Source organism: Streptomyces sp. S465, assembly GCF_026898115.1.
GTDB classification, from domain to species: domain Bacteria; phylum Actinomycetota; class Actinomycetes; order Streptomycetales; family Streptomycetaceae; genus Streptomyces; species Streptomyces luomodiensis.
Genome location: NZ_CP114036.1, coordinates 6706102 through 6730592, shown reverse-complemented (window position 1 = coordinate 6730592; position 24491 = coordinate 6706102). Strand labels below are relative to the sequence as shown.

23 protein-coding genes and 1 riboswitch are annotated in these 24491 nt (G+C 72.6%); of the genes, 6 read left to right on the top strand and 17 right to left on the bottom strand.

The window, feature by feature from the left end; genetic code table 11:
- Positions 1-182: 182 nt before the first annotated feature.
- From N6H00_RS28575 to N6H00_RS28555, 5 genes are all read left to right on the top strand, one after another.
- On the top strand, positions 183-1658 hold the full coding sequence (locus N6H00_RS28575) for a sodium:solute symporter (protein WP_268974689.1): 1476 nt from the start codon (positions 183-185) through the stop codon (positions 1656-1658).
- 133 nt (positions 1659-1791) lie between these two features.
- Positions 1792-3474 (top strand): thiamine pyrophosphate-binding protein, encoded by a 1683-nt coding sequence (locus N6H00_RS28570; protein ID WP_268974688.1) that lies wholly within the window; start codon positions 1792-1794, stop codon positions 3472-3474.
- A gap of 142 nt (positions 3475-3616) precedes the next feature.
- Positions 3617-4342, top strand: coding sequence for an ABC transporter ATP-binding protein (locus N6H00_RS28565; RefSeq protein ID WP_268974687.1), 726 nt, complete (start codon positions 3617-3619; stop codon positions 4340-4342).
- Complete coding sequence (locus tag N6H00_RS28560) at positions 4324-5580, top strand: hypothetical protein (protein ID WP_268974686.1); 1257 nt, start codon at positions 4324-4326, stop codon at positions 5578-5580. Before N6H00_RS28565 ends, N6H00_RS28560 begins: the two co-directional genes overlap by 19 nt.
- Before the next feature lie 99 nt (positions 5581-5679).
- Positions 5680-6777, top strand: a complete 1098-nt coding sequence (locus tag N6H00_RS28555) for an LOG family protein (protein WP_268974685.1) — start codon at positions 5680-5682, stop codon at positions 6775-6777.
- Between the two features lie 115 nt (positions 6778-6892).
- Here the strand turns inward: N6H00_RS28555 and N6H00_RS28550 are convergent, their stop codons facing one another.
- The 9 genes from N6H00_RS28550 to rpsB form a co-directional block, all read right to left on the bottom strand.
- The gene (locus tag N6H00_RS28550) at positions 6893-7930 is read right to left on the bottom strand and encodes an ABC transporter ATP-binding protein (RefSeq protein WP_268974684.1); all 1038 of its coding nucleotides are present in this window, start codon (positions 7928-7930) and stop codon (positions 6893-6895) included.
- Positions 7931-9544 (bottom strand): ABC transporter permease, encoded by a 1614-nt coding sequence (locus N6H00_RS28545; RefSeq protein WP_268977147.1) that lies wholly within the window; start codon positions 9542-9544, stop codon positions 7931-7933.
- Between the two features lie 95 nt (positions 9545-9639).
- The gene (locus tag N6H00_RS28540; protein ID WP_268974683.1) at positions 9640-10713 is read right to left on the bottom strand and encodes a thiamine ABC transporter substrate-binding protein; all 1074 of its coding nucleotides are present in this window, start codon (positions 10711-10713) and stop codon (positions 9640-9642) included.
- Positions 10709-10814: riboswitch (TPP riboswitch) on the bottom strand. It overlaps the preceding gene by 5 nt.
- A gap of 73 nt (positions 10815-10887) precedes the next feature.
- The gene (rlmN, locus tag N6H00_RS28535; RefSeq protein ID WP_268974682.1) at positions 10888-11994 is read right to left on the bottom strand and encodes a 23S rRNA (adenine(2503)-C(2))-methyltransferase RlmN; all 1107 of its coding nucleotides are present in this window, start codon (positions 11992-11994) and stop codon (positions 10888-10890) included.
- Positions 11995-12066: 72 nt separating this feature from the next.
- Positions 12067-13239, bottom strand: coding sequence for a phosphatidate cytidylyltransferase (locus tag N6H00_RS28530; protein ID WP_268974681.1), 1173 nt, complete (start codon positions 13237-13239; stop codon positions 12067-12069).
- Positions 13239-13796: a ribosome recycling factor gene (frr, locus tag N6H00_RS28525; protein WP_268974680.1), complete on the bottom strand. Its 558-nt coding sequence runs from the start codon at positions 13794-13796 to the stop codon at positions 13239-13241. Before frr ends, N6H00_RS28530 begins: the two co-directional genes overlap by 1 nt.
- 104 nt (positions 13797-13900) lie before the next feature.
- A complete protein-coding gene (gene pyrH, locus N6H00_RS28520) occupies positions 13901-14683 on the bottom strand; it encodes a UMP kinase (RefSeq protein ID WP_137979772.1) in 783 nt (260 codons plus the stop codon).
- A 155-nt stretch (positions 14684-14838) separates the two neighbouring features.
- Positions 14839-15675, bottom strand: coding sequence for a translation elongation factor Ts (gene tsf / locus N6H00_RS28515; RefSeq protein ID WP_268974679.1), 837 nt, complete (start codon positions 15673-15675; stop codon positions 14839-14841).
- Between the two features lie 110 nt (positions 15676-15785).
- Entirely contained in the window at positions 15786-16667 is an 882-nt protein-coding gene (gene rpsB, locus N6H00_RS28510; protein WP_268974678.1) for a 30S ribosomal protein S2, read from the bottom strand.
- Positions 16668-16982: 315 nt separating this feature from the next.
- Here rpsB and N6H00_RS28505 point away from each other — a divergent pair, with 315 nt between their 5' ends.
- Entirely contained in the window at positions 16983-17810 is an 828-nt protein-coding gene (locus tag N6H00_RS28505; protein ID WP_268974677.1) for a murein hydrolase activator EnvC family protein, read from the top strand.
- Here the strand turns inward: N6H00_RS28505 and N6H00_RS28500 are convergent.
- The 8 genes from N6H00_RS28500 to lepB form a co-directional block, all read right to left on the bottom strand.
- The gene (locus tag N6H00_RS28500; protein WP_268977146.1) at positions 17764-18303 is read right to left on the bottom strand and encodes a TetR/AcrR family transcriptional regulator; all 540 of its coding nucleotides are present in this window, start codon (positions 18301-18303) and stop codon (positions 17764-17766) included. The two genes, N6H00_RS28505 and N6H00_RS28500, sit on opposite strands and share 47 nt — an antisense overlap.
- A 93-nt stretch (positions 18304-18396) precedes the next feature.
- The gene (gene whiG, locus N6H00_RS28495) at positions 18397-19230 is read right to left on the bottom strand and encodes an RNA polymerase sigma factor WhiG (RefSeq protein ID WP_268974676.1); all 834 of its coding nucleotides are present in this window, start codon (positions 19228-19230) and stop codon (positions 18397-18399) included.
- Between the two features lie 129 nt (positions 19231-19359).
- Positions 19360-20715, bottom strand: coding sequence for a DNA-processing protein DprA (gene dprA / locus N6H00_RS28490; protein WP_268974675.1), 1356 nt, complete (start codon positions 20713-20715; stop codon positions 19360-19362).
- A complete protein-coding gene (locus N6H00_RS28485) occupies positions 20715-22334 on the bottom strand; it encodes a YifB family Mg chelatase-like AAA ATPase (RefSeq protein WP_268974674.1) in 1620 nt (539 codons plus the stop codon). The genes dprA and N6H00_RS28485 overlap by 1 nt, the downstream gene beginning before the upstream one ends.
- Complete coding sequence (locus N6H00_RS28480; RefSeq protein ID WP_268974673.1) at positions 22334-22693, bottom strand: YraN family protein; 360 nt, start codon at positions 22691-22693, stop codon at positions 22334-22336. Before N6H00_RS28480 ends, N6H00_RS28485 begins: the two co-directional genes overlap by 1 nt.
- 93 nt (positions 22694-22786) lie before the next feature.
- On the bottom strand, positions 22787-23095 hold the full coding sequence (locus tag N6H00_RS28475) for a DUF2469 domain-containing protein (protein WP_009714730.1): 309 nt from the start codon (positions 23093-23095) through the stop codon (positions 22787-22789).
- A gap of 39 nt (positions 23096-23134) precedes the next feature.
- Entirely contained in the window at positions 23135-23665 is a 531-nt protein-coding gene (locus N6H00_RS28470; protein ID WP_268974672.1) for an NUDIX hydrolase, read from the bottom strand.
- Positions 23658-24431 carry a signal peptidase I gene (gene lepB, locus N6H00_RS28465; RefSeq protein ID WP_268974671.1) on the bottom strand — a complete coding sequence of 258 codons (774 nt, stop codon included), beginning with the start codon at positions 24429-24431 and terminating at the stop codon, positions 23658-23660. Before lepB ends, N6H00_RS28470 begins: the two co-directional genes overlap by 8 nt.
- Positions 24432-24491 lie beyond the last annotated feature (60 nt).

Here is a 24491-nt window from a genome sequence, read left to right as displayed (position 1 = left end):
ACGGTTCGTACCTCCCGGGGATCAGGAGCGGGGGCCCGGAAGGATCGGGAGTGGAGGGCCGGGGGGATCGGGAGTGGGGGGAACGTGCCCTTCCCGGGCGCTCCGGCGACACCTAGGGTCTTCCCGCGCGTCCGCGTTCCCCCGGCCGCCACCCGCCCCCCGCCGGACCGAGGAGCACCGCCATGACCGCCGTCGACTACACCGTGATCGTCGTCTATCTCGCGGGCATGCTCGCGCTCGGCTGGTGGGGGATGCGCCGCACCGGTTCCACCAGCGACTTCCTGGTCGCGGGCCGGCGGCTGGGGCCGGTCATGTACTCCGGGACGATGGCCGCGATCGTGCTCGGCGGCGCGTCCACCATCGGCGGTGTCGGGCTCGGCTATCAGTACGGGCTCTCCGGCGCCTGGATGGTCCTCACCATCGGCCTCGGGCTGCTGGCGCTGTCGGTGTTCTTCTCGGCGCGCATCGCCCGCCTCAAGGTCTACACCGTCAGCCAGATGCTGGATCTGCGCTACGGCGGCTCCTCCGGGCTGATATCGGGCATCGTGATGTGGGCCTACACCCTGATGCTGGCCGTCACCTCGACCATCGCCTACGCCACCATCTTCGATGTGATCTTCGGCCTGGACCGGGTCGTCGCCATCGTGCTCGGCGGGGCGATCGTGGTCTGTTACTCGACGCTCGGCGGCATGTGGTCGATCACCCTCACCGACATGGTGCAGTTCGTGGTCAAGACGGTGGGCGTGCTGCTCCTGCTGCTGCCGGTCGCGGTGGTGAAGGCGGGCGGCTTCGCCGCGATGAGGTCCGAACTCCCCCACGGCTATTTCTCCCCCATGGGCATCGGCGGCCGGACCGTCTTCACCTATGTGCTCATCTACTCCTTCGGCATGCTGATCGGCCAGGACATCTGGCAGCGGGTCTTCACCGCCCGCGACGACCGGGTCGCCCGCCTCGGCGGCACCGCGGCCGGTACGTACTGCCTGGTCTACGCGGTCGCGGGCGCGGTCATCGGCACGGCGGCGAAGGTGCTGTACCCCGAGCTGGGCGCCCCGGACGACGCGTTCGCGACCATCGTCGAGGACGCCCTCCCGGTGGGGATGAAGGGGCTGGTGCTGGCCGCCGCGCTGTCGGCCGTGATGTCCACCTCCTCGGGTGCGCTCATCGCCTGTGCGACGGTGGCGAACAACGACGTCTGGGCCCGGCTGCGCGGACGTACGCTCCGTACGAACGGCACCTCCCAGGACGAGGTCGGCGGCAACCGCGTCTTCATCCTCGTCATGGGCCTCGCCGTGATCGGCATCTCCGTCGCGCTCAACGACGTCGTCGAGGCGCTGACCGTCGCCTACAACGTGCTGGTCGGCGGGTTGCTGACGCCGATCCTGGGCGGGCTGCTGTGGAAGCGCGGCACGGGCGCGGGCGCGCTGGCCTCGGTCGCCGTCGGCGGCCTTACGGTCATCGCGCTGATGGCGTGGCAGGGCGTCCTCGCCAACGAGCCCATCTACGGGGGGCTGCTGGCCTCGCTGGTGACGTATGTGACGGTCAGCCTCGCCACGAAGCCCACCGACGCGGCGATCCTCGACGTGTGGCGCCGCCGCCTCGCCGGTGAGCCGCCCGCCGCCGCCTCGGAGACCACCGGCCCGGCCACCGCGGGCGCCTGACGCCCCGTTCGCCTCGCACCCCTTGCGCACCCCTCCACACGGCCCCATGCGCACCCTTTCCGTACGACCCACCAGAGACCGATCGAAGACCCGTCAGAGACCGATCGAAGACCCGGCAGAAAGGCACCACCGCATGCCCACGCCCTCCGCACAGCGCGCGCGTCACGGCGGCGATCTCGTCGTGGAGTCCCTCACCGCGCTCGGCGCGAGCACCGTGTTCGGGCTGCCCGGACAGCACGCTCTCGGGGCGTTCGACGCGCTGCGGCGGTCCGGGCTCGCCCATGTGGGGCTGCGGACGGAGAACAACGCGGGGTTCGCCGCCGACGCCTTCGCACGCGTCACCGGATCGGTCGCACCGCTGCTGGTGTCCACCGGGCCGGGGGCGCTGATGACGCTCGCCGCGCTCCAGGAGTCGGCGGCGGCGTCCGCGCCCGTCCTGGCCATCGGCAGCCAGGTGCCGACCGCCGGGCTCGGCGGCGGGCGCAAGGGGTACCTCCATGAACTCATCGACCAGAAGGCGTCGTTCCGCGACATCGTCAAATCCGTCCACCCGGTCCGTACGGCCTCCCAGATCCCCTCCGCGCTCGCCGCCGCCTGGGCGTCCGCGCTGGAGGCGCCCGCGGGACCGGTGTGGCTGGAGATCCCGCAGGACGTGCTGCTCGCACCGGTCTCCGTGCCGCCGGTGAGCTCGCTGCACGCCGCGCCCCGTCCGCTGCCGCCCCGGCCCGAGCTGACGGCGGAGGCCGCGAGGCTGCTGAGCGCCGCCGAGCGTCCGGTGATCCTGGCCGGGGGCGGCGTGGTGCGCGCCGGGGCGCGGCAGGAACTGCTGGCGCTGGCCGAGGCACTGGACGCGCCCGTGGCCACGACCTTCGGCGGCAAGGGCGCCTTCCCGTGGGACCATCCGCTCTCGCTCCAGTCCTGGCTGGAGGACGCGCACACCACCGCGTTCCTGGAGGACGCCGACGTCCTGCTCGTCATCGGCTCCGGGCTCGGTGAACTCTCCTCCAACTACCACACGTTCCGCCCGCGCGGCCGCCTCGTCCAGATCGAGGCCGACCTCGGCAAGCTGGAGTCCAACCATCCCGCGCTCGGCATCCACGCCGACGCCCGTGCGGCGCTGGCCGCCCTGGTGGGGGCCGTCACACCCCGCCCCCGGTCCACGGCGGCCGAGGCCGCGGCCGGTCTGCTCGCCCGGGTGCGCGAGCGGATCGAGGCGCAGGGCCTGGAGCTGGAACGGCGGGTGCTGGACGCGGTGCGGGAGGCCCTGCCGGATGACTCCCCCAGCTTCTGGGACATGACGATCCTCGCCTACTGGGCCTGGTCCGCCTTCGACCCGCGCACGGGCGCCCTGCACTCGGCACAGGGCGCGGGCGGCCTCGGCTACGGCTTCCCGGCCGCCCTCGGGGCCGCCGCCGCGGACCGCGGCCGCCCGGTGCTGGCCGTGTCGGGCGACGGCGGCGCGATGTACTCGATCGCCGAACTCGCCACCGCCCGCCAGTACCGACTGCCCGTCACCTGGCTGATCGTGGACGACGGCGGCTACGGCATCCTGCGCGAGTACATGACGGACGCGTTCGGCGAGGCGACCGCCACCGAGCTGGCCCGCCCGGACTTCGTCGCGCTCGCCGAGTCCTTCGGCGTCCCGGCGGTGCGCACCACACCCGAGCGGCTGCGCGCGAACCTCGCCGACGCGCTCGCGGCCCCCGGGCCGTCGGTGGTGGTGCTGCCCGCGCTGCTGCGGATGTTCGCACCCACCCACCTCGACCGGCTCGCCGATAACCGCCGCTCCGGCGGTCCCGGTCCCGATCAGGGCTGATCGGAGGAAATGGGGGCCGCCCGCGCCGAGCCTGGGCGCGGGCCCCCACCCGAGTCCTTACCGTGCCAGTGACCCATTGGCTCCGCTCTCGTTCCCCCAACCGGGGGAAGGAGACGATCGCAGGTAAGGCGAGGTGCTCGGGATGGTGGCTCCGCCGGACGACGACGTGCTCTCGGCACGCACCGTGTCGTATGCCTACGGAGGCTCGCCCGCCCTCTTCGGGGTCTCCGTCGGCGCCCGGGAGGGTGAGATCCTCGCCGTCACCGGTCCGCGCGGCTGCGGCAAGACCACCCTCCTCAGATGTCTGGCGGGCCAGCTCGTCCCGGACAGCGGGGAGGTGTGGTTCGACGAGGCCCCCGTGTACTCCCTCCCACCGCTCGGTCTCGAACGGCTGCGGCGTGACCACTTCGGCTGGATCGGCACCGAACCCCAGCTCGTCCCCGAGCTCACCGCCTGGGAGAACGCCGCGCTCGCCCTGATGCTGCGCGGCACCGGGCGGCGCGCCGCCAAGAGCGCCGCCTGTGAGTGGCTGGACCGGCTCGACGTCGGCGAATGCGCCCGGGTGCGGCCCGCCGCACTGCTGCAGTCGCAGCGCCAGCGGGTGGCGATCGCCCGTGCGCTGGCCGCCGGGCCCCGTGTGCTCTTCGCCGACGAGCCCACCGCACCGCTGCACCGGGCCGACCGCGCCCAGGTACTGCGCGCCCTCACCTCGGCCGCCCGCTCCCAGGGCGTCACCGTCGTCCTCGCGACCCATGAGCCGGAGGTGGCCACCCTGGCCGACCGCACCGTCGCCCTGCTCGACGGCCGCCGGGTGGACCCGGACCCCGCCGGGGCGGAAGGCAGGGCCGCGTGCTCAGCCTCCGCCTAGCCCGCGGTGCCCGCCCGTCGGTGCTGCTGCGGCGGTCGCTGGTCACCGTCGCGGCGGCGGGTGCGAGCTTTCTGCTGCTGTGCGCCCTGGGGTTCGCCTCGGGCCACCCTGCCGACTCGCGGGACGCGGTGGGGCGGCTGCTGTGGTGCGTCGTGCCGCTGGCCGCGACCGTCCATCTGGCCGTCGCCGTGGCCCGCGCCGATCCCAGCACCGGGCCGGGCCCCGGTTTCACCGCGGCCGGGCTCGGCCCGGCCCGTTCGGCCCTGCTCGCGGCGGCCTCGATGACGGCCGCCTGCGCACTCGGCGGTGTGCTGGCGCTGCTGGCCTTTCTGCATCTGCGCGGCGACCTCGGCGGCTCCTGGCTGAGCTGGGCCGGAAGCGGGGCGGCGAGCCGGCAGCTCGGCGGCGGGCGGCCGCTGCCGCCGGTCGGCACGGTCACCCTGATCGCCGTCGTCCCCGTGCTGGTGGGTGCGGTGTGTGCGGCCGGGCTGTGGCCCCGGCCGCCGCGGACCGGGCACCGGCCGGCCCGCGGACCGCGCGGCACCCGCCGCCCGGCGGCCCCGGCCCGGCCCACCGTCGTGACAGGGCCGGTCGCGCCGCAGCCCCACCAGGCCACCTCCGGCCTTCCCTGGGGCATCGCGCTGACCGCGGCCGGACTCGCCCTCCAGGCGTACGCGAGCGGCGACACGCCCCCACACCCCGACGCCCTGCTCGCCGTACCCGGCAAGCTCGGCGGCAACCCGCCCGGTGTGGTGGGCGGCTGGGCGCTGGCGGCGCTCGGGCTGGTGCTGGCCGGCCCCGGTCTGACCCATCTGTGCGGCATGCTGCTGGCCGTCGGGCGGCCGGGCCTGCTGCGGCTGCTGGCCGGGCGCGTGCTCCAGCAGGAGGCCGGGCTGATCGGACGTCCGGTCGGCGTGCTGTGCGCCCTGGCCTCCGCCGCGTACACCGTCCTGGAGCTGTACGGAAGGGTCTCCGGGCCGTCCGGAGCCCATGCCTTCGGCCCGCTCACCGGTCTGGGCGCGGCCCTGGTCACACTGTGCGCAGCGGCCACGGCCCTGACGGCGGCCCTGGAGGCGAGGAGCGCACGCGAGCGGACGACAGCCGCCCTGCTGCGCCTCGGCGCCCCGGCCCGGCTGCTCCGCGGGGCTGCCGCGCTGCGCGCGACGGCTCTGCTGGCGCTCCTGGCGCCGCTGGTGTGGGTGGTGGCGCAGCTGACGGCGATGCCGTTCCACCGCTGAGGGTCTCGGGTGTTCACACCTGGATTGTGCGGCCAGACGGCCCGGTCGCGGTTCCCCCCATCCACAGCCCCCCACCTCCGGTGTGATTAGCATGTCGGCGTGCAGGAACCAGACCGGGAAATAGAGTCCATCGAGGAGTTCGACCAGGTCGTCGCCCACGGCACCCTGGCCGGGTTCCGGGTCCAGTCCGTGGACCTGACGGGTCGTACGGCCGCGCTCCTCTCCACCGACACCAGCGAAGCGGTCTTCCTCGGCTGCCCGATGGAATCCGAGGCGGCGGCGAAGGTGCGGGCCGGAGGTGCGCTGGTGTTCCCGCCGGTGCCGAATCTGCCGTTCGATCCGTACCGCGGCTCCCTCTACTCGCCGGGGGAACTCTTCGAGGGTCTCGCGGAACGTGGTTACGCACGGACGCCGGACGCGCTCGCCTACGCCTGGTTCCAGCGGACCAAGACGGACGGCGACATCTTCGCCTCGATGCTGCGCTCCATCCACGACGACGCGATCTCCGACGCGCTCGACGAACTCCTCGTCGGGACACGGGTGGTGGGCGTCATGGGCGGCCACGCGCTGGAGCGCGGCACCAGCGGGTACGCGGGCGCCGCACGCCTCGGGCGGGCCCTGGCGCGGACCGGTCTCACGGTCGCGACGGGCGGCGGGCCGGGCGCGATGGAGGCCGCGAACCTGGGCGCCTACGCGGCGCCGCACGAGGACGCGATGCTGGACGAGGCGCTCGAACTGCTCGGCAAGACACCCTCCTTCCGGCCGTCCATCGGGGCGTGGGCCGAGGCGGCCTTCGAGGTGCGCGAGCGCTGGCCGGACGGCGGGACGTCGGTCGGCATCCCCACCTGGTTCTACGGGCACGAGCCGCCGAGCGCGTTCGCCTCCCATATCGCCAAGTACTTCGCCAACGCCACCCGCGAGGACGGGCTGCTGGCCCGCTCGACCGCGGGCGTGGTCTTCCTGCCGGGTGCCGCCGGCACCGTCCAGGAGATCTTCGACAACGCGACGCCGAACTACTACGAGTCGCGCGGTGAGCCGACCCCGATGGTGCTGGTGGACCGGGACCACTGGACCCGGCGGCTGCCGACCTGGCCGCTGCTCGAAGCGCTCGCCGAGGGACGGTCCATGAAGGCCCGTATCGCGCTGGTGGACTCGGTGGACGAGGCCCCCGATGCGCTCGTCTCGATGCTGGGCTGAGCCGACGTCAGCAGCCCTGGGCGCAGGAGCCCGGCAGGCAGAAGTCCCGGCGTCACGGATCCCGGTGCCGGGGGCCCGGCCGGCTGGGCCGCTCGCGGCGTCCCGAGCCCCGGCGTCAGGGCGCGGGGTCCAGGACCACGACCTCCGCCGGGTCGAAGGCCGCCCCGACCCGGGTCCCCGCCTCCGGGGCGTCCCTCAGGGGGCAGGACGCCTCCAGACGCGGCGCGGCCGGGTCCGAGGGCCGCAGGACGAGCGCCACATGGTCGCCGCGGAAGGTGCGCGCCGCCACGGTGCACGCCAGCCCCTCCCCGGGGTCCGTCAGCCGCACCCCGGCCGGGCGGACCAGCAGCCTGCCGGGGCCCGGCCGGGAGCCGGGCGGAACGGGCAGCTCGCCCCAGCGGGTCTCGGCGGTCTCGCCGCGTACGACCGCCTCCACCACATTGTCGAAGCCGAGGAAGCGGGCGACGAACTCGGTGGCGGGCCGCTGCCACACCTCCAGCGGGCTGCCGGTCTGGGCGATCCGGCCGTTCTCCATCACCACGACCCGGTCCGCGAGCGCGAACGCCTCCCCCTGGTCGTGGGTGACCGCGAGGACGGTGGTGCCCAGTCGTTCGAAGAGCTCACGCAGCTCGACGACCAGCCGCTCCCGCAACCCCCGGTCGAGCTGGCCCAGCGGCTCGTCCAGCATCAGCACCTTGGGCCGCGGGGCCAGCGCGCGGGCGAGCGCCACCCGCTGCTGCTCACCGCCGGAGAGCGAGTCGACGGGGCGGCGCTGCGCGCCCGGCAGCCCCACCAGCTCCAGCAGCTCGGCGACCCGGCGGTCCGCCTCCGCGCGGCCCACCTTGCGCATCCGCAGCCCGAAGGCGACGTTGCCGCCCACGTCCCGCTGCGGGAACAGCTGGTGGTCCTGGAACATCAGCCCCACTCCGCGCCGGTGGACGGGCACCCCGCTCTGGTCGCGTCCGGCGAGCCACACCCGGCCGGCGTCGGCTCGCTGGAGCCCGGCCACCACGCGCAGCATGGTGGACTTACCGCTTCCGCTCGGTCCCAGCACACAGACCGTCTCGTGTTCGGCGACCTCCAGGTCGACGGCGTCCAGCGCGTCGCGCCGGCCGAACCTCACGGTCACCTCGTCCAGTCGCAGCAGCGTCATTCAGAACTCTCCGGAACGGTCGGTGCGGATGCGCTCGAGCGCCAGCAGCGACCCGGCGCAGACCAGCATCAGGATCGTGCTCAGGGCCATCGCCTGCCCATAGGTGAGCTGTCCGGCCCGGCCCAGGAAGCGGGCGATGGCCACTGGGAGGGTCGGGTGGTCGGGGCGCGCGATGAAGACGGTGGCCCCGAACTCACCCAGGGAGACGGCGAACGCGAAGCCCGCCGCGACCGCCACGGCCCGTCCGACCAGCGGCAGGTCCACCTCCCGCCAGACGCGCCACGGAGACGCCCCGAGCACGGCGGCCGCCTCCCGGAGCCGGTGGTCCACCGCCCGCAGCACGGGCAGCATGGTCCGCACGACGAAGGGCACGCCCACCAGGGCCTGGGCGAGCGGCACCAGGACCCAGGAGGCGCGCAGATCCAATGGGGGCTCGTCGAGGGCGATCAGGAACCCGAAGCCCACGGTGACGGCCGAGGTGCCCAGCGGCAGCATCAGCAGCGCGTCGAAGCCCCGCACCAGCCGCCCCGCCCTGCGGGTGAGCGCGGCGGCGGCGAGGCCGCCCACGACGAGGGCGAAGACGGTGGCGACCGCCGCGTACCGCAGGGAGTTCCCGACGGCCTCCATGGGGGCCACGAAGAAGGTGCCCCCGCTGTCGGCGGCCGACCGCAGCGCCTCGTAGTAGGTGAATCCGTAGCCGTCCGGCCCGTTCAGCGAGCGCTCCACCAGCACCGCCAGCGGTGCCACGATCAGCAGCGCGACCACCGCCAGCACCCCCCACAGCAGCGCCCACTGGGCCGGGCCCTTCGGGCGGCGCGCCGTACGGCCGGGGTCGACGAGCCGCAGGGCGCTCTCCCGCCGCCTTACGGTCCACGCGTGCAGGGCCAGGACGACCGCGACCGCGGCGAACTGCACGAGGGTGAGCACCGCCGCCGTGGGGAGGTCGAGCAGCTGTGCGGTCTGCCGGTAGATCGCCACCTCCAGGGTGGCGTAGCGGGGGCCGCCGAGGATCTGGATCACGCCGAAGGAGGTGAAGGTGAACAGGAACACCATCAGCGCGGCGGCGGCCACGGCGGGGGCCAGCGCGGGCAGCGTCACCCGGCGCCAGGCCGACAGCCGGCCCGCGCCGAGCACCCGCGCGGCCTCCTCCTGGCGCGGGTCGAGCTGGGCCCACAGCCCGCCGACGGTCCGTACGACCACCGCGTAGTTGAAGAAGACATGGGCCAGGAGGATCGCCCAGACGGAGGTGTCCAGCCGTACGCCCCACAGCTCGTCCAGCAGCCCGCCCCGGCCGAGCAGGGCCAGGAAGGCCGATCCGGCGACGACGGTCGGCAGGACGAACGGCACGGTCACCACGGCCCGCAGCAGTCCCTTGCCGGGAAAGTCGAGGCGGGCGAAGACATAGGCGCCCGGGAGCGCGACCGCGAGCGTCAAGGCGGTCGAGGCCACCGCCTGCCAGCAGGTGAACCACAGGACGTCCAGCGTCGCCGGATCGGTCATCACCTCGGCGATCCGGCCGAACCGCCATCGCCCGCCGACGCGCAGCCCCCGGGTGACGATGGCGGCCACGGGATAGGCGAAGAAGACCGCGAAGAAGGCGAGCGGCACCGCCATCAGGGCGAGCCGGAGGGCGGTCGCGCGACGGCCGCCGCCGTCGGCCTCGCCTGTCTTACGGAGGCCGTCGGCCTTCTTACGGTTCTCGCGGGGCTCTACAGGACCAGCGAGGACCATGTCTTGACCCACTGCTCACGGTTCTTGGCGATCTTCTGCGGCGCCAGGGTGGCCGAGTCGGCGATCGTGGCCCCGTACCGGGTGAACAGATCCGGCAGCTTGGCGTCCTCGCGCGCCGGGTTGACGTACATGTTCAGGGGGACGTCCTCCTGGAACCGCTTGCTCAGCAGGAAGTCCAGCAGCGCCTTGCCGCCCTTGGTGTTGCCCGCGCCGTTCAGCAGCCCGGCGAATTCCACCTGCCGGAAGCAGGTGCCCGTCGCCACCCCGGTGGGGGCCTTGGCGGGCTTGGTCTTGGCGTCGGCCACCTCGGCGGGCGGGCTCGAGGCGTAGGAGACGACAAGCGGCCGGTCGCCCTTGCCGCCGCCGGCCGAGCCGGAGAACCGGTCGTAGTACGCCTGCTCCCAGCCGTCGACCACCTCGACGCCGTTGGCCCGCAGCTTCTTCCAGTAGCCCTGCCAGCCGTCGTCGCCGTACGTGGCGGCCGTGGCGAGAAGGAAGCCGAGACCAGGGGAGGAGGTGGCGGCGTTCTCGGTGACGAGGAGGTTCTTGTAGGCGGGCTTGGTCAGATCGTCGAGCGTCCGGGGCGGTGCCAGCTTCTTGTCGGCGAAGTACTCGCGGTCGTAGTTGACGCAGATGTCGCCGAAGTCGACCGGGGTGACACGGTGTTCGGCCCGGTCGAGCTGGAGGGCGGCCGGGACCTTGTCCAGGCCCTTCGCCGCGTAGGGGGTGAACAGGTCGTTGTCGAGCGCGCGGGAGAGCAGGGTGTTGTCCACGCCGAAGAACACATCGCCCTGGGGGTGGCCCTTGGACAGGATCGCCTGGTTGACGGCGGCCCCCGCGTCGCCCCCGGCCTGCACCCGCACCGTGTAGCCGGTCTCCTCGGTGAACTCCTTGAGGACCCCCTTGGAGGCCGCGAACGAGTCGTGGGTGACCAGGGTGACCGTCTTGGAGTCCGAGCCGCTCTTGGAGCCCTCGCCGCAGCCGACGAGCGTGCCCAGGGCGAGTGAGCCGAGGAGGGTGGCCGCGATGGCATGCCGAAACTGGCTGTTCATGGTGATGCTGACTCCCTACGCCGGTATGACCCGGATCAGGTCCGAGGGTCTGCGGCCGTGCCGCACTCTCAGCGCTCTTCAGCGCTCCCCTGTCGGAATGTTCATTTGTACGAAGGTTCACCGCCGCGACGATCACATGACGCGATGATGCTCAGGCACCGTATCAGCCGGTCCTCAGCGCTCCGCAGCCGCCAGCTGCCCGCAGGCCCCGTCGATCTCCTGTCCCCGGGTGTCCCGGACGGTCACCGGCACCCCGTGGGCCTCCAGGGCGGCCACGAACGCCTTCTCGTCCTCGGGCCGGGACGCCGTCCACTTGGAGCCGGGCGTCGGGTTGAGCGGGATGAGGTTGACATGCACCCGGTGGCCCTTGAGCAGCCGGCCGAGCAGGTCGGCACGCCACGCCTGGTCGTTGATGTCCTTGATCAGCGCGTACTCGACGGAGACCCGGCGGCCGGACTTCTCCGCGTACTCCCACGCGGCGTCCAGGACTTCGCGCACCTTCCAGCGGGTGTTGACCGGGACGAGGGTGTCGCGCAGCTCGTCGTCGGGCGCGTGCAGCGAGACCGCGAGCCGGCACTTGAACCCCTCGTCGGCGAACCGCAGCATCGCCGGGACGAGGCCCACGGTGGAGACGGTGATGCCGCGCTGGGAAAGACCGAGACCGTCGGGCTCGGGGTCGGTGAGCCGGCGGATGGCGCCGACGACGCGGTTGTAGTTGGCCAGCGGCTCGCCCATGCCCATGAAGACGATGTTGGACAGCCGGGCCGGCCCACCGGGGATCTCACCATCGCGCAGGGCCCGCATCCCGTCCACGATCTGGTGCACGATCTCGGCGGTGGACAGATTGCGGTCCAGGCCCGCCTGGCCGGTGGCGCAGAACGGGCAGTTCATCCCGCAGCCGGCCTGCGAGCTGATGCACATGGTCACCCGGTCCGGGTAGCGCATCAGCACGGACTCCACGAGCGTGCCGTCGAAGAGCCGCCACAGGGTCTTGCGGGTGGTGTCGTCGTCACAGCTGATGTGCCGCACCACGCTCATCAGCTCCGGCAGCAGCCCGGCGGCCAGCTTCTCGCGCGCGGCCGCCGGTATGTCGGTCCACTGGGCGGGGTCGTCGGCGTAGCGGGCGAAGTAGTGACGCGACACCTGACCGGCCCGGAAGGGCTTCTCCCCGAGGGCGGCGACGGCCTCCCGGCGCTCGGCGGGCGTGAGGTCGGCGAGGTGCCGCGGCGGCTTCTTGGCCCCGCGCGGCGCGACGAAGGTGAGTTCTCCGGGCTTAGGCATGGTTCACCCAGTGTCGCAGACGTACGAAGGGCCCCGCGCCATGAGCGGCGCGGGGCCCGTGGGCCGGTGTGGTCAGCCGCCCACGAAGATCACCAGCAGCAGCCACACCACCGGCGCGGTGGGCAGCAGCGAGTCGAGCCGGTCCATGATCCCGCCGTGGCCGGGCAGCAGCTTGCCCATGTCCTTGATGCCGAGGTCTCGCTTGATCATGGACTCGCCGAGGTCGCCGAGGGTCGCGCTGACCGCGGCGGCGAGGCCGAGCAGCAGGCCCTGCCACCAGACGCCGCCGTCGATGAGGTACTGCATGCACAGCGCGCCCGCGGCCATCGCGAAGGTCACCGCGCCCAGCAGTCCCTCGCGGGTCTTGCCGGGGCTGATCCGCGGCGCCAGCGGATGCCGGCCGAAGCGCCAGCCCACCGCGTACGCCCCCGTGTCGCTGACCACGGTCAGCAGCAGGAAGGTGAGGACCCGCCACGGGCCGTCTCCGGTGTCGAGCATCAGCGCCACGAAGGTGGCCAGGAACGGTACGTAGAAGGCGGCGAAGACACCCGCGGTGACGTCCCTGAGGTAGTTGTCGGGCGGTTCGGTCATCCGCCAGACCAGCACCGCGAGCGCCGTGAGCGCCACCGCCACCACCGCGCCCTGGGCTCCGCGCACATAGCCGGCGACGACCATGGCGACGCCGCCGACGGCGAGCGGCACCAACGGGACCCGGATGTCCTTGCGCTCGGCCAGCCGCGAGGTCAGCTCCCAGAGACCGACCACCACCGCGACCGCTATCACGCCGATGAACACGGGCTTGTAGATGAAGAGCGAGGCCACGATGATCACGCCGAGGCCGACGCCCACCCCTATCGCGGCGCGCAGATTGCGGCCGGCGCTCTTCTTCTTCCCCTGCCCCGCACCGCCGCTGCGCGCGCCGCCGGCCGGGGCCGGGTCGGGCGCGGGGTCGGGGGGCGTCGGCGGATGCCCGGCGGGCTGCCGGGATCCGGGCGGCGGCTCCCGCTCGTCGCGGAAGAGGGGGCCACCCGGCTGGGCGGCCCCCCGGTCACGGTCGGCGGCCTCGCCGGAGTCGCCGCCTGCGTGAGGCACGGTGGGCATGGGGCGAGTCTGCGCCGCCCCACCCACCTCGTGCACGGGACCCGCCGAAGAAGAGGGCACCTCCCAGCCATAGCCGGGTGCGGTGCCCTGATCCGGTCCCCGGAGTCCGGCGCTCGGTGGGGCCCCCCAGGAAGAGTCGTTCATCAGACCTCGAGCAGCTCGGCTTCCTTGTGCTTGAGCAGCTCATCCACCTGCGCGACATACTTCGCCGTGAGGTCGTCGAGCTCCTTCTCGGCACGGCGCCCCTCGTCCTCGCCGACCTCTCCGTCCTTGATCAGCTTGTCGATGGACTCCTTGGCCTTGCGCCGGACGCTGCGGATCGAGATCTTCGCGTCCTCGCCCTTGCCCTTGGCGACCTTGATGAACTCCTTGCGGCGCTGCTCGGTGAGCTCGGGGAACACCACCCGGATGATATTGCCGTCATTGCTCGGGTTGACGCCCAGGTCCGAGTCCCGGATCGCCTGCTCGATGTTGCGGAGCGCGGTCTTGTCGAACGGCGTGACCACGGCCATCCGCGGCTCGGGCACCGAGAACGACGCCAGCTGATTGATCGGCGTCAGCGCACCGTAGTAGTCCGCCACGATCTTGTTGAACATCGCCGGGTGCGCACGCCCGGTGCGGATCGCGGCGAAGTCCTCCTTGGCGACCACAACGGCCTTCTCCATCTTCTCCTCGGCCTCGAGGAGGATCTCTTCGATCACCACTTGCTCCTGGTGTTATCAGTAAGCAGAGCCTCGCCCCTGCGTGCGTCTTCTCCTGCACGGTGTCCGACCGGCAGGCCGTTGTCCATCCCCCGTACGAGCCGTCAGGCCCGGGAGCCCTGGTCGCTCACCAGAGTGCCGATCTTCTCACCCTTCACCGCGCGCGCGATATTTCCTTCGGCCAGGAGCTCGAAGACGAGGATGGGCAGCTTGTTGTCCCGGCAGAGGGTGATCGCGGTGGCGTCGGCGACCTTGAGGTCCCGGGTGATCACCTCGCCGTACTCCAGCGCGTCGAACTTCACCGCGTCGGGGTTGCGGGCGGGGTCGGAGTCATAGACCCCGTCCACGCCGTTCTTGCCCATGAGCAGGGCCTGTGCGTCGATCTCCAGGGCGCGCTGGGCCGCGGTGGTGTCCGTGGAGAAGTACGGCATGCCCATGCCCGCGCCGAAGATGACCACGCGCCCCTTCTCCAGATGGCGCACCGCGCGCAGCGGAATGTACGGCTCCGCGACCTGCCCCATGGTGATGGCGGTCTGGACGCGGGAGTCGATGCCCTCCTTTTCCAGGAAGTCCTGGAGGGCGAGGCAGTTCATGACGGTTCCGAGCATGCCCATGTAGTCCGAGCGGGCCCGGTCCATACCGCGCTGCTGTAGCTCCGCACCGCGGAAGAAGTTGCCGCCGCCGATGACGATGGCGATCTCGGCGCCGTCCCGGACCACGGCGGCGACCTCGCGGGCGATGGCGTGCACGACGTCCGGGTCGACACCGAGTCCCCCGCCTCCGGCGAACGCCTCGCCGGACAGCTTCAGCAGGAAGCGGCCGTGCTGGGCCGCGCCGTGCGCTTTCTTGTCGTCGGCGGCCTGTTTGGCGTCCGCGCCGTGATTCATTGGAGATCTCCTCGTGCACATACGAAGAAGGCCACTGCCGGACGGGTCCTGTTACGACCTCTGCGGCAATGGCCTCCTCGTCACATCTGCGGCCGACCGGTTGACGGTTGGCTGCCTACGACCCTATCGGGGTCGCCGGTCATTCGCTGCTCGGCTCAGACGCCGACGCGGAAACGGGCGAAGCGCTTGAGCGAGACACCGGCCTCGTCCAGGATCTTCTGGACGGACTTCTTGTTGTCCTTGGCGAACGCCTGGTCCACCAGGACGTTCTCCTTGAAGAAGCCGTTGACGCGGCCCTCGATGATCTTCGGCAGGGCGGCCTCGGGCTTGCCCTCCTCGCGAGCGGTGGCCTCGGCGACCCGGCGCTCGTTCTCGACCGTCTCGGCCGGGATCTCGTCACGGGTGAGGAACTTCGGGGCGAAGGCCGCGATGTGCTGCGCGACGTCCTTGGCGACCGTGGCGTCTTCCTTGTCCAGCTCGACCAGGACGCCGACCTGCGGCGGCAGGTCCGGGCTGGTGCGGTGCATGTACGCCGCGACGTAGCCGCCGGAGAACTGCGCGAAGCGGTCCAGGACGATCTTCTCGCCGAGGGTCGCGTTGGCCTCGTCGACGTACGCCTGGACGGTCTTGCCCGCCTCGATCTCGGAGGAGAGCAGGGCCTCCAGATCGGCCGGGGAGGTCTTGGCGACGTGGGCGGCGATGGCGTCGGCGACGGCCACGAACTTGTCGCCCTTGGCCACGAAGTCGGTCTCGCACTTCAGCTCGACCAGCACGCCGGAGGACTTGTCGTCCGCGATGACGGAGACGACAGCACCGTTCTCGGCGCTGCGACCCTCGCGCTTGGCCACGCCCTTCTGGCCCTTGACGCGCAGGATCTCGACGGCCTTGTCGACGTTGCCCTCGGCCTCGTCCAGCGCCTTCTTGCAGTCCATCATGCCGGCGCCGGTCAGCTCACGGAGCTTCTTGACGTCAGCGGCGGTGAAGTTCGCCATGATCTGTGAATCTCTTCTCGAAAGTCGAAAGCTCTACGGGTGAACGGCGGGGGCGGCGCCACCGGCACCGTCCCCCGCCGTCATACACCGTCTGAGTGACGTCTGAGTGGTCAGCCCTGCTCGGCGCCCGCAGCGGGGGCCTCGGCCGGCTTGGCGTCCTCGGCGGGCTTGTCCGCGGCGGCCTCGGCGGGCTTGGCCTCGCCCTCGTCCGCCTTCTTCTCGCCCTCGAGCAGGTCGCGCTCCCACTCGGCGAGCGGCTCACCCGCGGCCTTGTCGGCCTTCTCGTCACCGGTGGCGACGCCGGAGCGGGCGATGAGGCCCTCGGCGACGGCGTCGGCGATCACCCGGGTGAGCAGGGTGACGGAGCGGATCGCGTCGTCGTTGCCCGGGATCTTGTAGTCGACCTCGTCCGGGTCGCAGTTGGTGTCGAGGATCGCGACGACCGGGATCCGGAGCTTGCGCGCCTCACCGACGGCGATGTGCTCCTTCTTGGTGTCCACGATCCAGACGGCGCTCGGCACCTTCTGCATCTCGCGGATACCGCCGAGGGTCTTCTCCAGCTTGGCCTTCTCACGGGAGAGGACCAGGAGCTCCTTCTTGGTGAGGCCGGAGGCGGCCACGTCCTCGAAGTCGATCTGCTCGAGCTCCTTCAGGCGCTGAAGGCGCTTGTAGACGGTCGAGAAGTTGGTGAGCATACCGCCCAGCCAGCGCTGGTTGACGTACGGCATGCCGACGCGGGTCGCCTGCTCGGCGATGGCCTCCTGCGCCTGCTTCTTCGTGCCGACGAACATGATGGAGCCGCCGTGGGCAACGGTCTCCTTGACGAACTCGTAGGCGCGGTCGATGTACGACAGCGACTGGAGCAGGTCGATGATGTAGATGCCGTTGCGCTCGGTGAAGATGAAGCGCTTCATCTTCGGGTTCCAGCGGCGGGTCTGGTGCCCGAAGTGGACGCCGCTCTCCAGCAGCTCCCGCATCGTGACGACGGCCATGGCCGTACTCCTTGAGGTACTCGGTTCCACGGCGGCCGGGCGGCCGCCGCTCCTGACGTCCCGACGCGCCTGCCACGGACGGGGCCCTTTTCAGGTGTCGTCCGAAGACCGAGGGGCGCGGCCACCGAGCTGACCGATGCGCGATCGGAGCGCCGGTGGCGGGGCGTGCGAAGTCGATCCGGTGACCCGGATCGCCATAAGAAGTGTACGGGACGGGTACGGTGCCGGGTGACGGCGTTATCCACAACCCGTGAGTAGTCCCCCGATTCCGCCCATGATCCACCCGTTTCGAGCCGCCGGGCCACCGTGGAGGACATGCGAAGGCTTGTGGTGGGACGGGCGCTTGCCCTGGTGATTCTGGCGCTGCCGGTGCTGGCGGCACCTCTTCCGGCTCTTCCGGCGGCACTCCTGCCGGCGACACCGGCCGCGGCGGCGGAACGGAGCGCAGCGGCGGAACGGAGCGCGGTGGCGGATCCGGGCGGGGGCCGCGAGCGGTCCTGGCCGGTCGATGGTGGGCCGGGCGCGGTGCGGCCGAGCGTGCTGAGGGGCTGGCGGCCACCGCCGGCGCCCTGGGCGGCAGGGCATCGCGGGGTCGATCTCGCGGCGCGCGCGGGCGAGCGGGTGCGGGCGGCGGGAGCGGGCCGGGTGAGCTTCGCGGGGCCGGTCGCGGGCCGTGGCGTGCTGGTGGTCGAGCTGTCCGGGACCGGCTCCCCTCCGCTGCGCACCACCTACGAACCGGTGCGTGCCACAGTGGCGAAGGGTGAGCGGGTGAGGGCGGGGCAGGTGGTCGGCGTGGTGGCGCCGGGCCCCTTCCATTGCCGGTCCGGCTGCCTGCACTGGGGGCTGCGGCGCGCGGACCGCTATCTCGACCCCCTGTCGCTGCTGCCGCCGTCGATGCTGCGAGGCGGCCCCTCCCGACTGCTTCCGGTGTTCGGTGTGCGCGACGCGCCCGTGGTCACCGCCCTCGCCTCCCCCGCCGGGGGCACCCGGCTGCCGGCGGCAGCGGCGCTGGTGGGGGCGTCTGTCTGGGCGCGGATCCGCCTGGGCCGCCGCCCCACGCATCCGGTGGGGCGGCGAAGAAACCGAAGAGCGGAGGTCAGCCCCGGACGCCGCGCAGGGCCATGGCGACGGCCGCCTCGGTGATCCGCTCGGGGTCCTCGGCCGCGCCCAGCTCGATGCGCCGGACCGCGGCGTCCACGACGCCCTGGAGCAGCACGGCCGAGAGCCGCGGCTGCTCATGCCCGAGGGCCGCGAGGGCCTCGACCACCATGGCGATCAGCCCACCATGGGCGGCCCGGATCTTCTCCCGCGCGCCGGCGTCCAGCTCACCGGCGGAGATCGCCACCACGGCGCGGTGCCGGCGGTCGCCGACGAGCGCCAGCTGCCGGCGGACATACGCCTCGATCTTCGCCTCGGGTCCGTCGGCCCCCTCCATCGCGGCCTCGACCTCGGCGGCCCAGACCGGGAAATCGACGGCGCACAGCTCCTCGACCACGGCGGCGCGGGAGCGGAAGTACTCATAGACGGAGGACCGCGCGAGGCCCGTGCGCTCGGCGAGGGCGGGGAAGGTCAGCGCCTCCGTTCCGCCCTCGGACAGCAGGGAGCGGGCGGCCTCCAGCAGGGCCGCGCGCTGCATCGTCCGGTGCTCGGCCACTGAGGCCGCTCGAATCCTGGGCACCCGTCCACTTTACGGAAGAGGCCGCCGGGAGGGCGATGCCGAAGGGACGATTCAGCGTCCGACGTCGGCGAGTTTCGCCCGCAGCTGGAGCACCGACTTGGTGTGGATCTGGCTGACCCGGCTCTCGGTGACGCCGAGCACCTGACCGATCTCGGCGAGCGTGAGCCCCTCGTAGTAGTAGAGCGTGACCACGGTCTTCTCCCGCTCCGGGAGGGTGTTGATCGCGCGGGCGAGCAGCCGGCGCAGCTCCCGGTCCTCGGCCACCTCGACCGGGTTGTCCGCGGCGGTGTCCTCGAGGGTGTCCATGAGGCTGAGCCGGTCACCGCCCTCGCCGCCCACGTGCAGCAGCTCCTCCAGGGCGACCACATTGGCGAGCGACAACTGGCTGAAAACGCCATGCAGTTCCTCGAGGCCGATGTCCATCTCGGCGGCCACCTCGGCCTCCGAGGGGGTGCGGCGCAACCGGGCCTCCAGCGTGGCGTACGCCCGTTCCACGGCCCGAGCCTTCTGGCGCACCGACCGCGGGATCCAGTCCAGTGCCCGCAGCTCGTCGATCATCGCGCCGCGGATGCGGGTGATCGCGTAGGTCTCGAACTTGATGGCGCGCTCGGGGTCGAACTTCTCGATGGCGTCGATCAGTCCGAAGACCCCGGACGAGACGAAGTCCGCCTGCTCGACATTGGAGGGCAGTCCGACGCTGACCCGGCCGGCCACATATTTCACCAGCGGTGAGTAGTGCAGGATCAGCTGCTCCCGCAGCCGGCCGTCGCCCGTGGTCTTGTACGACCGCCACAGCTCGTCGAGCGATGAGGGCGCGGCAGGGCGCACCGCGCCGCGGGCCGCGGGCGGCGCCGCGCTGTCAGACCCGGAGATGTGCTGGGGCATTCGTCGCCTTGAGCCGTTCTGCCATGACATGGGTGCGGACGTACGCTTCCGCCGGAAACCTTGTGAGCGTAGCGTGACTGCGGCGTCGCGGTATGCGAAGGGCATCGGCTCGGCGGTGTGCGGATACGGTCATCGCCTCAACCCTTTCACCCGATTGCCCCGATTCGGGGGATCGCCTCGCCGTGCGCCGTCACTCCGGCGCACCGGACGCATCAACTCCCAGCGATCGCCATGACGTTCGACGAAGCCCAGGGCGAGCAGTTCGTGGAGCCGGCCCAGGGCCTCGTCGCAGCCGGTCCCGGATTCCCGGGCCACCTCCCGCAGGTCGTTGCCGCCCCGTGCCGACAACGCTTCGAGCACCCGTGCCGTCACGGGATCGAGCAGGTCCCGCTCGATCAGCGGCCCCCGCCGCTCGGGGGCGAGGTCTCCGATGCCGCCGATGAGCTCGGCGACTTCGGCGGCATCGGTGACCAGGACGGCCTCCCCGCGCAGCAGTTCGTGCACCCCGGCGGAGAGCCCGCTGGTCACCGGTCCCGGCACCCCCATGGTGGACCGCCCGAGCTGTTGTGCCCGGCGCGCGGTGACCAGCGATCCGCTGCGGTACTGGGCCTCGACCACGACCGTGCCGCGGGTCAGGGCGGCGATGACCCGGTTGCGGAGCACGAATCTGGCCCGTGTCGGATGCGCTCCGGGCGGCAACTCGGCGAGCACCAGGCCCTGTTCCGCGATGCGCGCGATCAACTCGGCATGCCCGCGCGGATAGGGGACGTCCACACCGGAGGCGAGCACCGCGACGGTGGCCCCGTCCGCGGCGAGCGCCCCTCGGTGAGCGGCGCCGTCCACACCGTGGGCCGCCCCGGAGACCACCACCCAGCCCCGCTCGGCCAGCCCGGCACCGAGGGTCGCCGCGACATGCGCGCCGTAGTCGCTGCAGGCCCGCGCGCCCACCACGGCGACCGAGCGCAGCGCCCACATCCGCAGCGATGCCCGGCCGCGCACCCATAACCCGACCGGGCGAGTGTCACCGAGGTCGTCGAGCTGACCGGGCCAGTCCAGATCGCCGGGGCAGATGAACCGTCCTCCGCACCGGGCGATCGCTGCGAGGTCCGCGGCCGGGTCCAGCGCGGCCGCCCGGAGGGCGCACCCGGCCAGCCGGTCCCCGGTCGCCCCGGGCGGTGGCTTGCCCTTGCCGGTGAGCGCCCGCCACAGCGCCTCCGGCCCCATGCGGCGCAGCCAGCGCCCCACCGTCTGGTCCCCGGGCTCCACGAGCCGGGTGAGCGCCGCCCGCGCCAGGCGCTCCTCCTCCGGGACACCCCGCCGCCCGGGGAGCCCCTGCCCCTCATCCGGAACCTCGTGCCCCGCGCCCGGAAGGTCGCACCCCTCGCCCCGGGTGTCGCGGCCGTCGCCCGGCACATCGCGCCCCTGCCGGGGCTCGCGGAACAGGGCGGGGACGGCGCCGGGGCCGCCCGCCGAAGGAACGGACATCAGTACTCCCCCGCTCCGACCGGCACCCCGCGGCTGACCCCGGTGCGCAGTTGCAGCGCCTGGGCGATGTCCGGCGCCATGGGCCGGTCGTGCCCGGCCAGGTCGGCGACGGTCCAGGCGACCCTCAGCACCCGGTCGAGCCCTCGGGCGGTGAGCAGCCCGCGCTCCATGTCCCGCTCGGCCTCACGCAGCGCGCCGGGGGACGGCTGCCAGCGGGTGCGCAGCTCATGGCCGGGCACCTCGCTGTTCAGCCGCCAGGGGGTGTCCTGGAGGCGGGCGGCGGACCGCTCCCGGGCCTCCCGCACCCGGGCCGCGACGGACGCGCTGCTCTCCGCCGCGCCACCGGCCCCGGTGAGCTCGGCGCGGCTCACCGCCTCGACATGGACGCGCAGGTCCACCCGGTCCAGCAGCGGACCGGACAGCCGCGCCTGGTAGCGGCGGACCGTGGCGGGCGAGCACTCGCAGACGTCGCCCATCAGCCCATGGCGCCCGCAGGGGCAGGGGTTGGCCGCCAGCATCAGCAGGAAGCGTGCCGGCATCCGCATCATCCCGGCGGACCGGGCCACCACCACATGCCCCGACTCCAGGGGCTGCCGCAGGGCGTCCAGCGCCTGCCCGCTGAACTCGGGAGCCTCGTCGAGGAAGAGCACCCCGCGGTGGGCGAGCGAGACCGCGCCCGGTCTCGGCAGACCGTTGCCCCCGCCGACGAGGGCGGCCATGGTCGCCGAGTGATGCGGGGCGCAGTAGGGCGGGGTGTCCACCAGCGGCTGGCCCGGCGGGAGGACCCCGGCGACCGAGTGGACCGCGGTGACCTCCAGGGCCTCCTGCTGGGTGAGCGGTGGCAGCAGACCGGGCAGCCGCTCGGCCAGCATGGTCTTGCCGGCGCCCGGCGGCCCGCTGAGGAAGAGGTGGTGCCCGCCCGCGGCCGCGACCTCCAGGGCGGTGCGGGCGGCCCGCTGCCCGGCCACCTCGGCCAGATCGGGCCGCCTGGCCCCGGCCCCGGGCACCGCGGCGACGCCGGTGCCCATACCGGCGCCGGGCACGGTGAGCCCGGCGAGCATCGGATCGGGGCGGCCCAGCTCCTGGGCCTCCTCCTCCGGCACCGGCTCGTCCGTCAGCACCGCGATCAGCTGGCGCAGGCTCCGCACGCCCAGCACCGAGACGCCCGGCACGAGGGCCGCCTCCGCCGCCGTCTGCTCGGGGACCACAACCTGCCGGTAGCCCGCCTCGGAGGCGGCGAGGACGGCGGGCAGCACCCCGCGCACCGGCCGGACCCGGCCGTCCAGGCCCAACTCCCCGATCATCATCAGATCGGCGATCTCCCGCGGGTCGACGCGCTCGGCCGCCCCGAGCACCGCACAGGCCACAGCCAGGTCGAAGCCGCTGCCGCCCTTGGGGACGGACGCCGGGCTGAGTCCCACCGTGAGCTTCCTCTGGGGCCATTCGCATCCCGAGTTGACGACGGCCGCGCGGACCCGGTCCCGGCTCTCCACCAGGCTCTTGTCGGGCAGCCCGACGAGTGTGAAGGCCGCCACTCCCGGCTCCAGATCGGCCTGGACCTCCACCACGACGCCCTCGACCCCGACCAGCGCCACCGAGCAGGTGCGGGCGAACCCCATCAGGCCACCCCCCGCACATGCTCGACCACGGGCGCGCCCCTGCGCGGCAGCACCACCGCCACCACGTCGATGCGCACTCCGCCCGGCGGCGGGCCGCCGTGCCGCTCCAGCCAGCGCTCCGCCAGCCGCCGCAGCCGCTCGGTCTTGTCGGGGCCGACGGCCGCCATCGGATGCTCGTACCCGCCCTCGCGGCGCGTCTTGACCTCGCACACCACCAGCGCCCCGGCGTCGAGCGCGACGATGTCGATCTCGCCGTCCCGGCACCGCCAATTGCGCTCCAGGACGGTCATCCCGGCTTCCGCCAGCCGGCGCACCGCCACATCCTCGCCGTAGCGGCCCAGTGCTCCTCGGGCGTTCATTCGGCACCACCTCCGGCACCGACTGTGACGCCCCCGCACCCCGCTCAGGGATCTTGGAGCATTTCTGTGGACGGCCGGGCCGCTGTGGACAACTCAGCCACCCGGAAGGTCGAGGTCGCTCTTGTTCAGCTCCTCGATATTCACGTCCTTGAACGTGAGAACGCGTACCTGCTTCACGAAGCGGGCCGGGCGATACATGTCCCAGACCCAGGCGTCGGCCATCGACACCTCGAAGAAGACCTCGCCCTGGACCGAGTGCACCTGCATCTCGTAGTCGTTGGTGAGATAGAAGCGACGCTCGGTCTCGATCACATATTTGAACAGACCGACGACATCGCGGTACTCCCGGTAGAGCTTCAGCTCCATCTCGGTCTCGTACTTCTCGAGGTCCTCGGCGCTCATGGCATGTTCCCCTTCAGCCGTGCGTCCCCCCATTGTGCGTCAGACGCGCTCAGTCTCCAGGATCACCGGTGCACTCGGCGGTCCCTCGGCGAGCAGCGTACGCAACAGCTCCGCCAGCCGGGTCGGGTACACCGGCTCGGTCGCGGCGGCCAGCTCCTCCGCCGTCCACCACCGCAGCCCGGCCACGCTCCGCCGCTCCAGCTCGGTCAGCCCGCCGCCGGTGCGGGCCTCGATCTGTCGGGTACGACACAGGTAGTACCACTCGTCTTGGTCCCACCGCCGCCCGTCGAACGGGAACGAGCAGATCCGCCGCCACAGCAGCGGGCCGAGCCGCGCATCGGTGATCCCGGTCTCCTCCGCGAGCTCCCTGAGGGCTGCCTGCTCGCGGCTCTCCCCGTCCTCCAGACCGCCTCCCGGAGTGAACCACCACGTCGAGGAGGGATCGTCCGGCTCGAAGCCGTGCAGCAGCAGAATGCGGTCCTGCGGATCCAGCAGCACCACCCGCGCGACCTTCCGCAGCCGCCGCTCGTCCGTGCCGGTCCGCTGGGCTTCGCCGGTCCGCTCAGCCATGCGCGGCCACCTTCCCCTCCGCCGCCTGGTCCCGCCGCGCGCCGCCGCCCGCCCTGCGCCGGACGAACGGCCCATGGGCCGCGCCCGCCAGGATCAGCACGGCGCCCACGACGACCGCCACCAGGATCAGCCTCAGCGGCCCCGGCTGCGACACACCGCCCGGCAGGGCCTGGAACGCCTCAGGCCGCCCCACCGTCCCCCAGGCCCCCAGCGGCCAGGCGGTGGCGTCCACCCGGGCGGTCACCGCGCCCCGCTCCACGGCGCCGCCGGCCTCGTCGGTGAGGTGCACCCGTGAGTCGAGGGAGTCGCTCCGATGGTCGCCCAGCAGGAACAGCCGGCCCTTGGGCACCGTGGTGGAGAAGGCCGTCGAGGACGCCTGTTCACCCGAGCGCAGATACGGTTCCTCGAGGACCTTGCCGTTCACCCGCAGCCGGCCCTGCTTGTCACAGCACTCGACCCGGTCGCCGCCGACCCCGATGACCCGTTTCACCATCGGCAGGTCGCCCCACACCTGGTCGTGGAAGACGACCACATCGCCGCGGCGCACCTCGCCACCGTCGATCCGCTGCGCCAGCACCCGGTCGCCCTTGCCGATCGTCGGCGCCATGGAGTCGGTCGGGACGGTGTACGGCTTGTAGAGCACAACGCCCCACACGAAGCCGCCCAGGAACAGCACACACCCGACGGCCACCGCCAGCCCGGACAGCACGCTGCCCGGCGTACGCCCCGGCGGTTTGCCGCCCCCCGCCCCTCGGGCTCCGCTCATCCCAGTGCTCCCGCCGTACGCAACAGACGTAGAAGATCAGATTCCGTGTGCCCCGGGGCA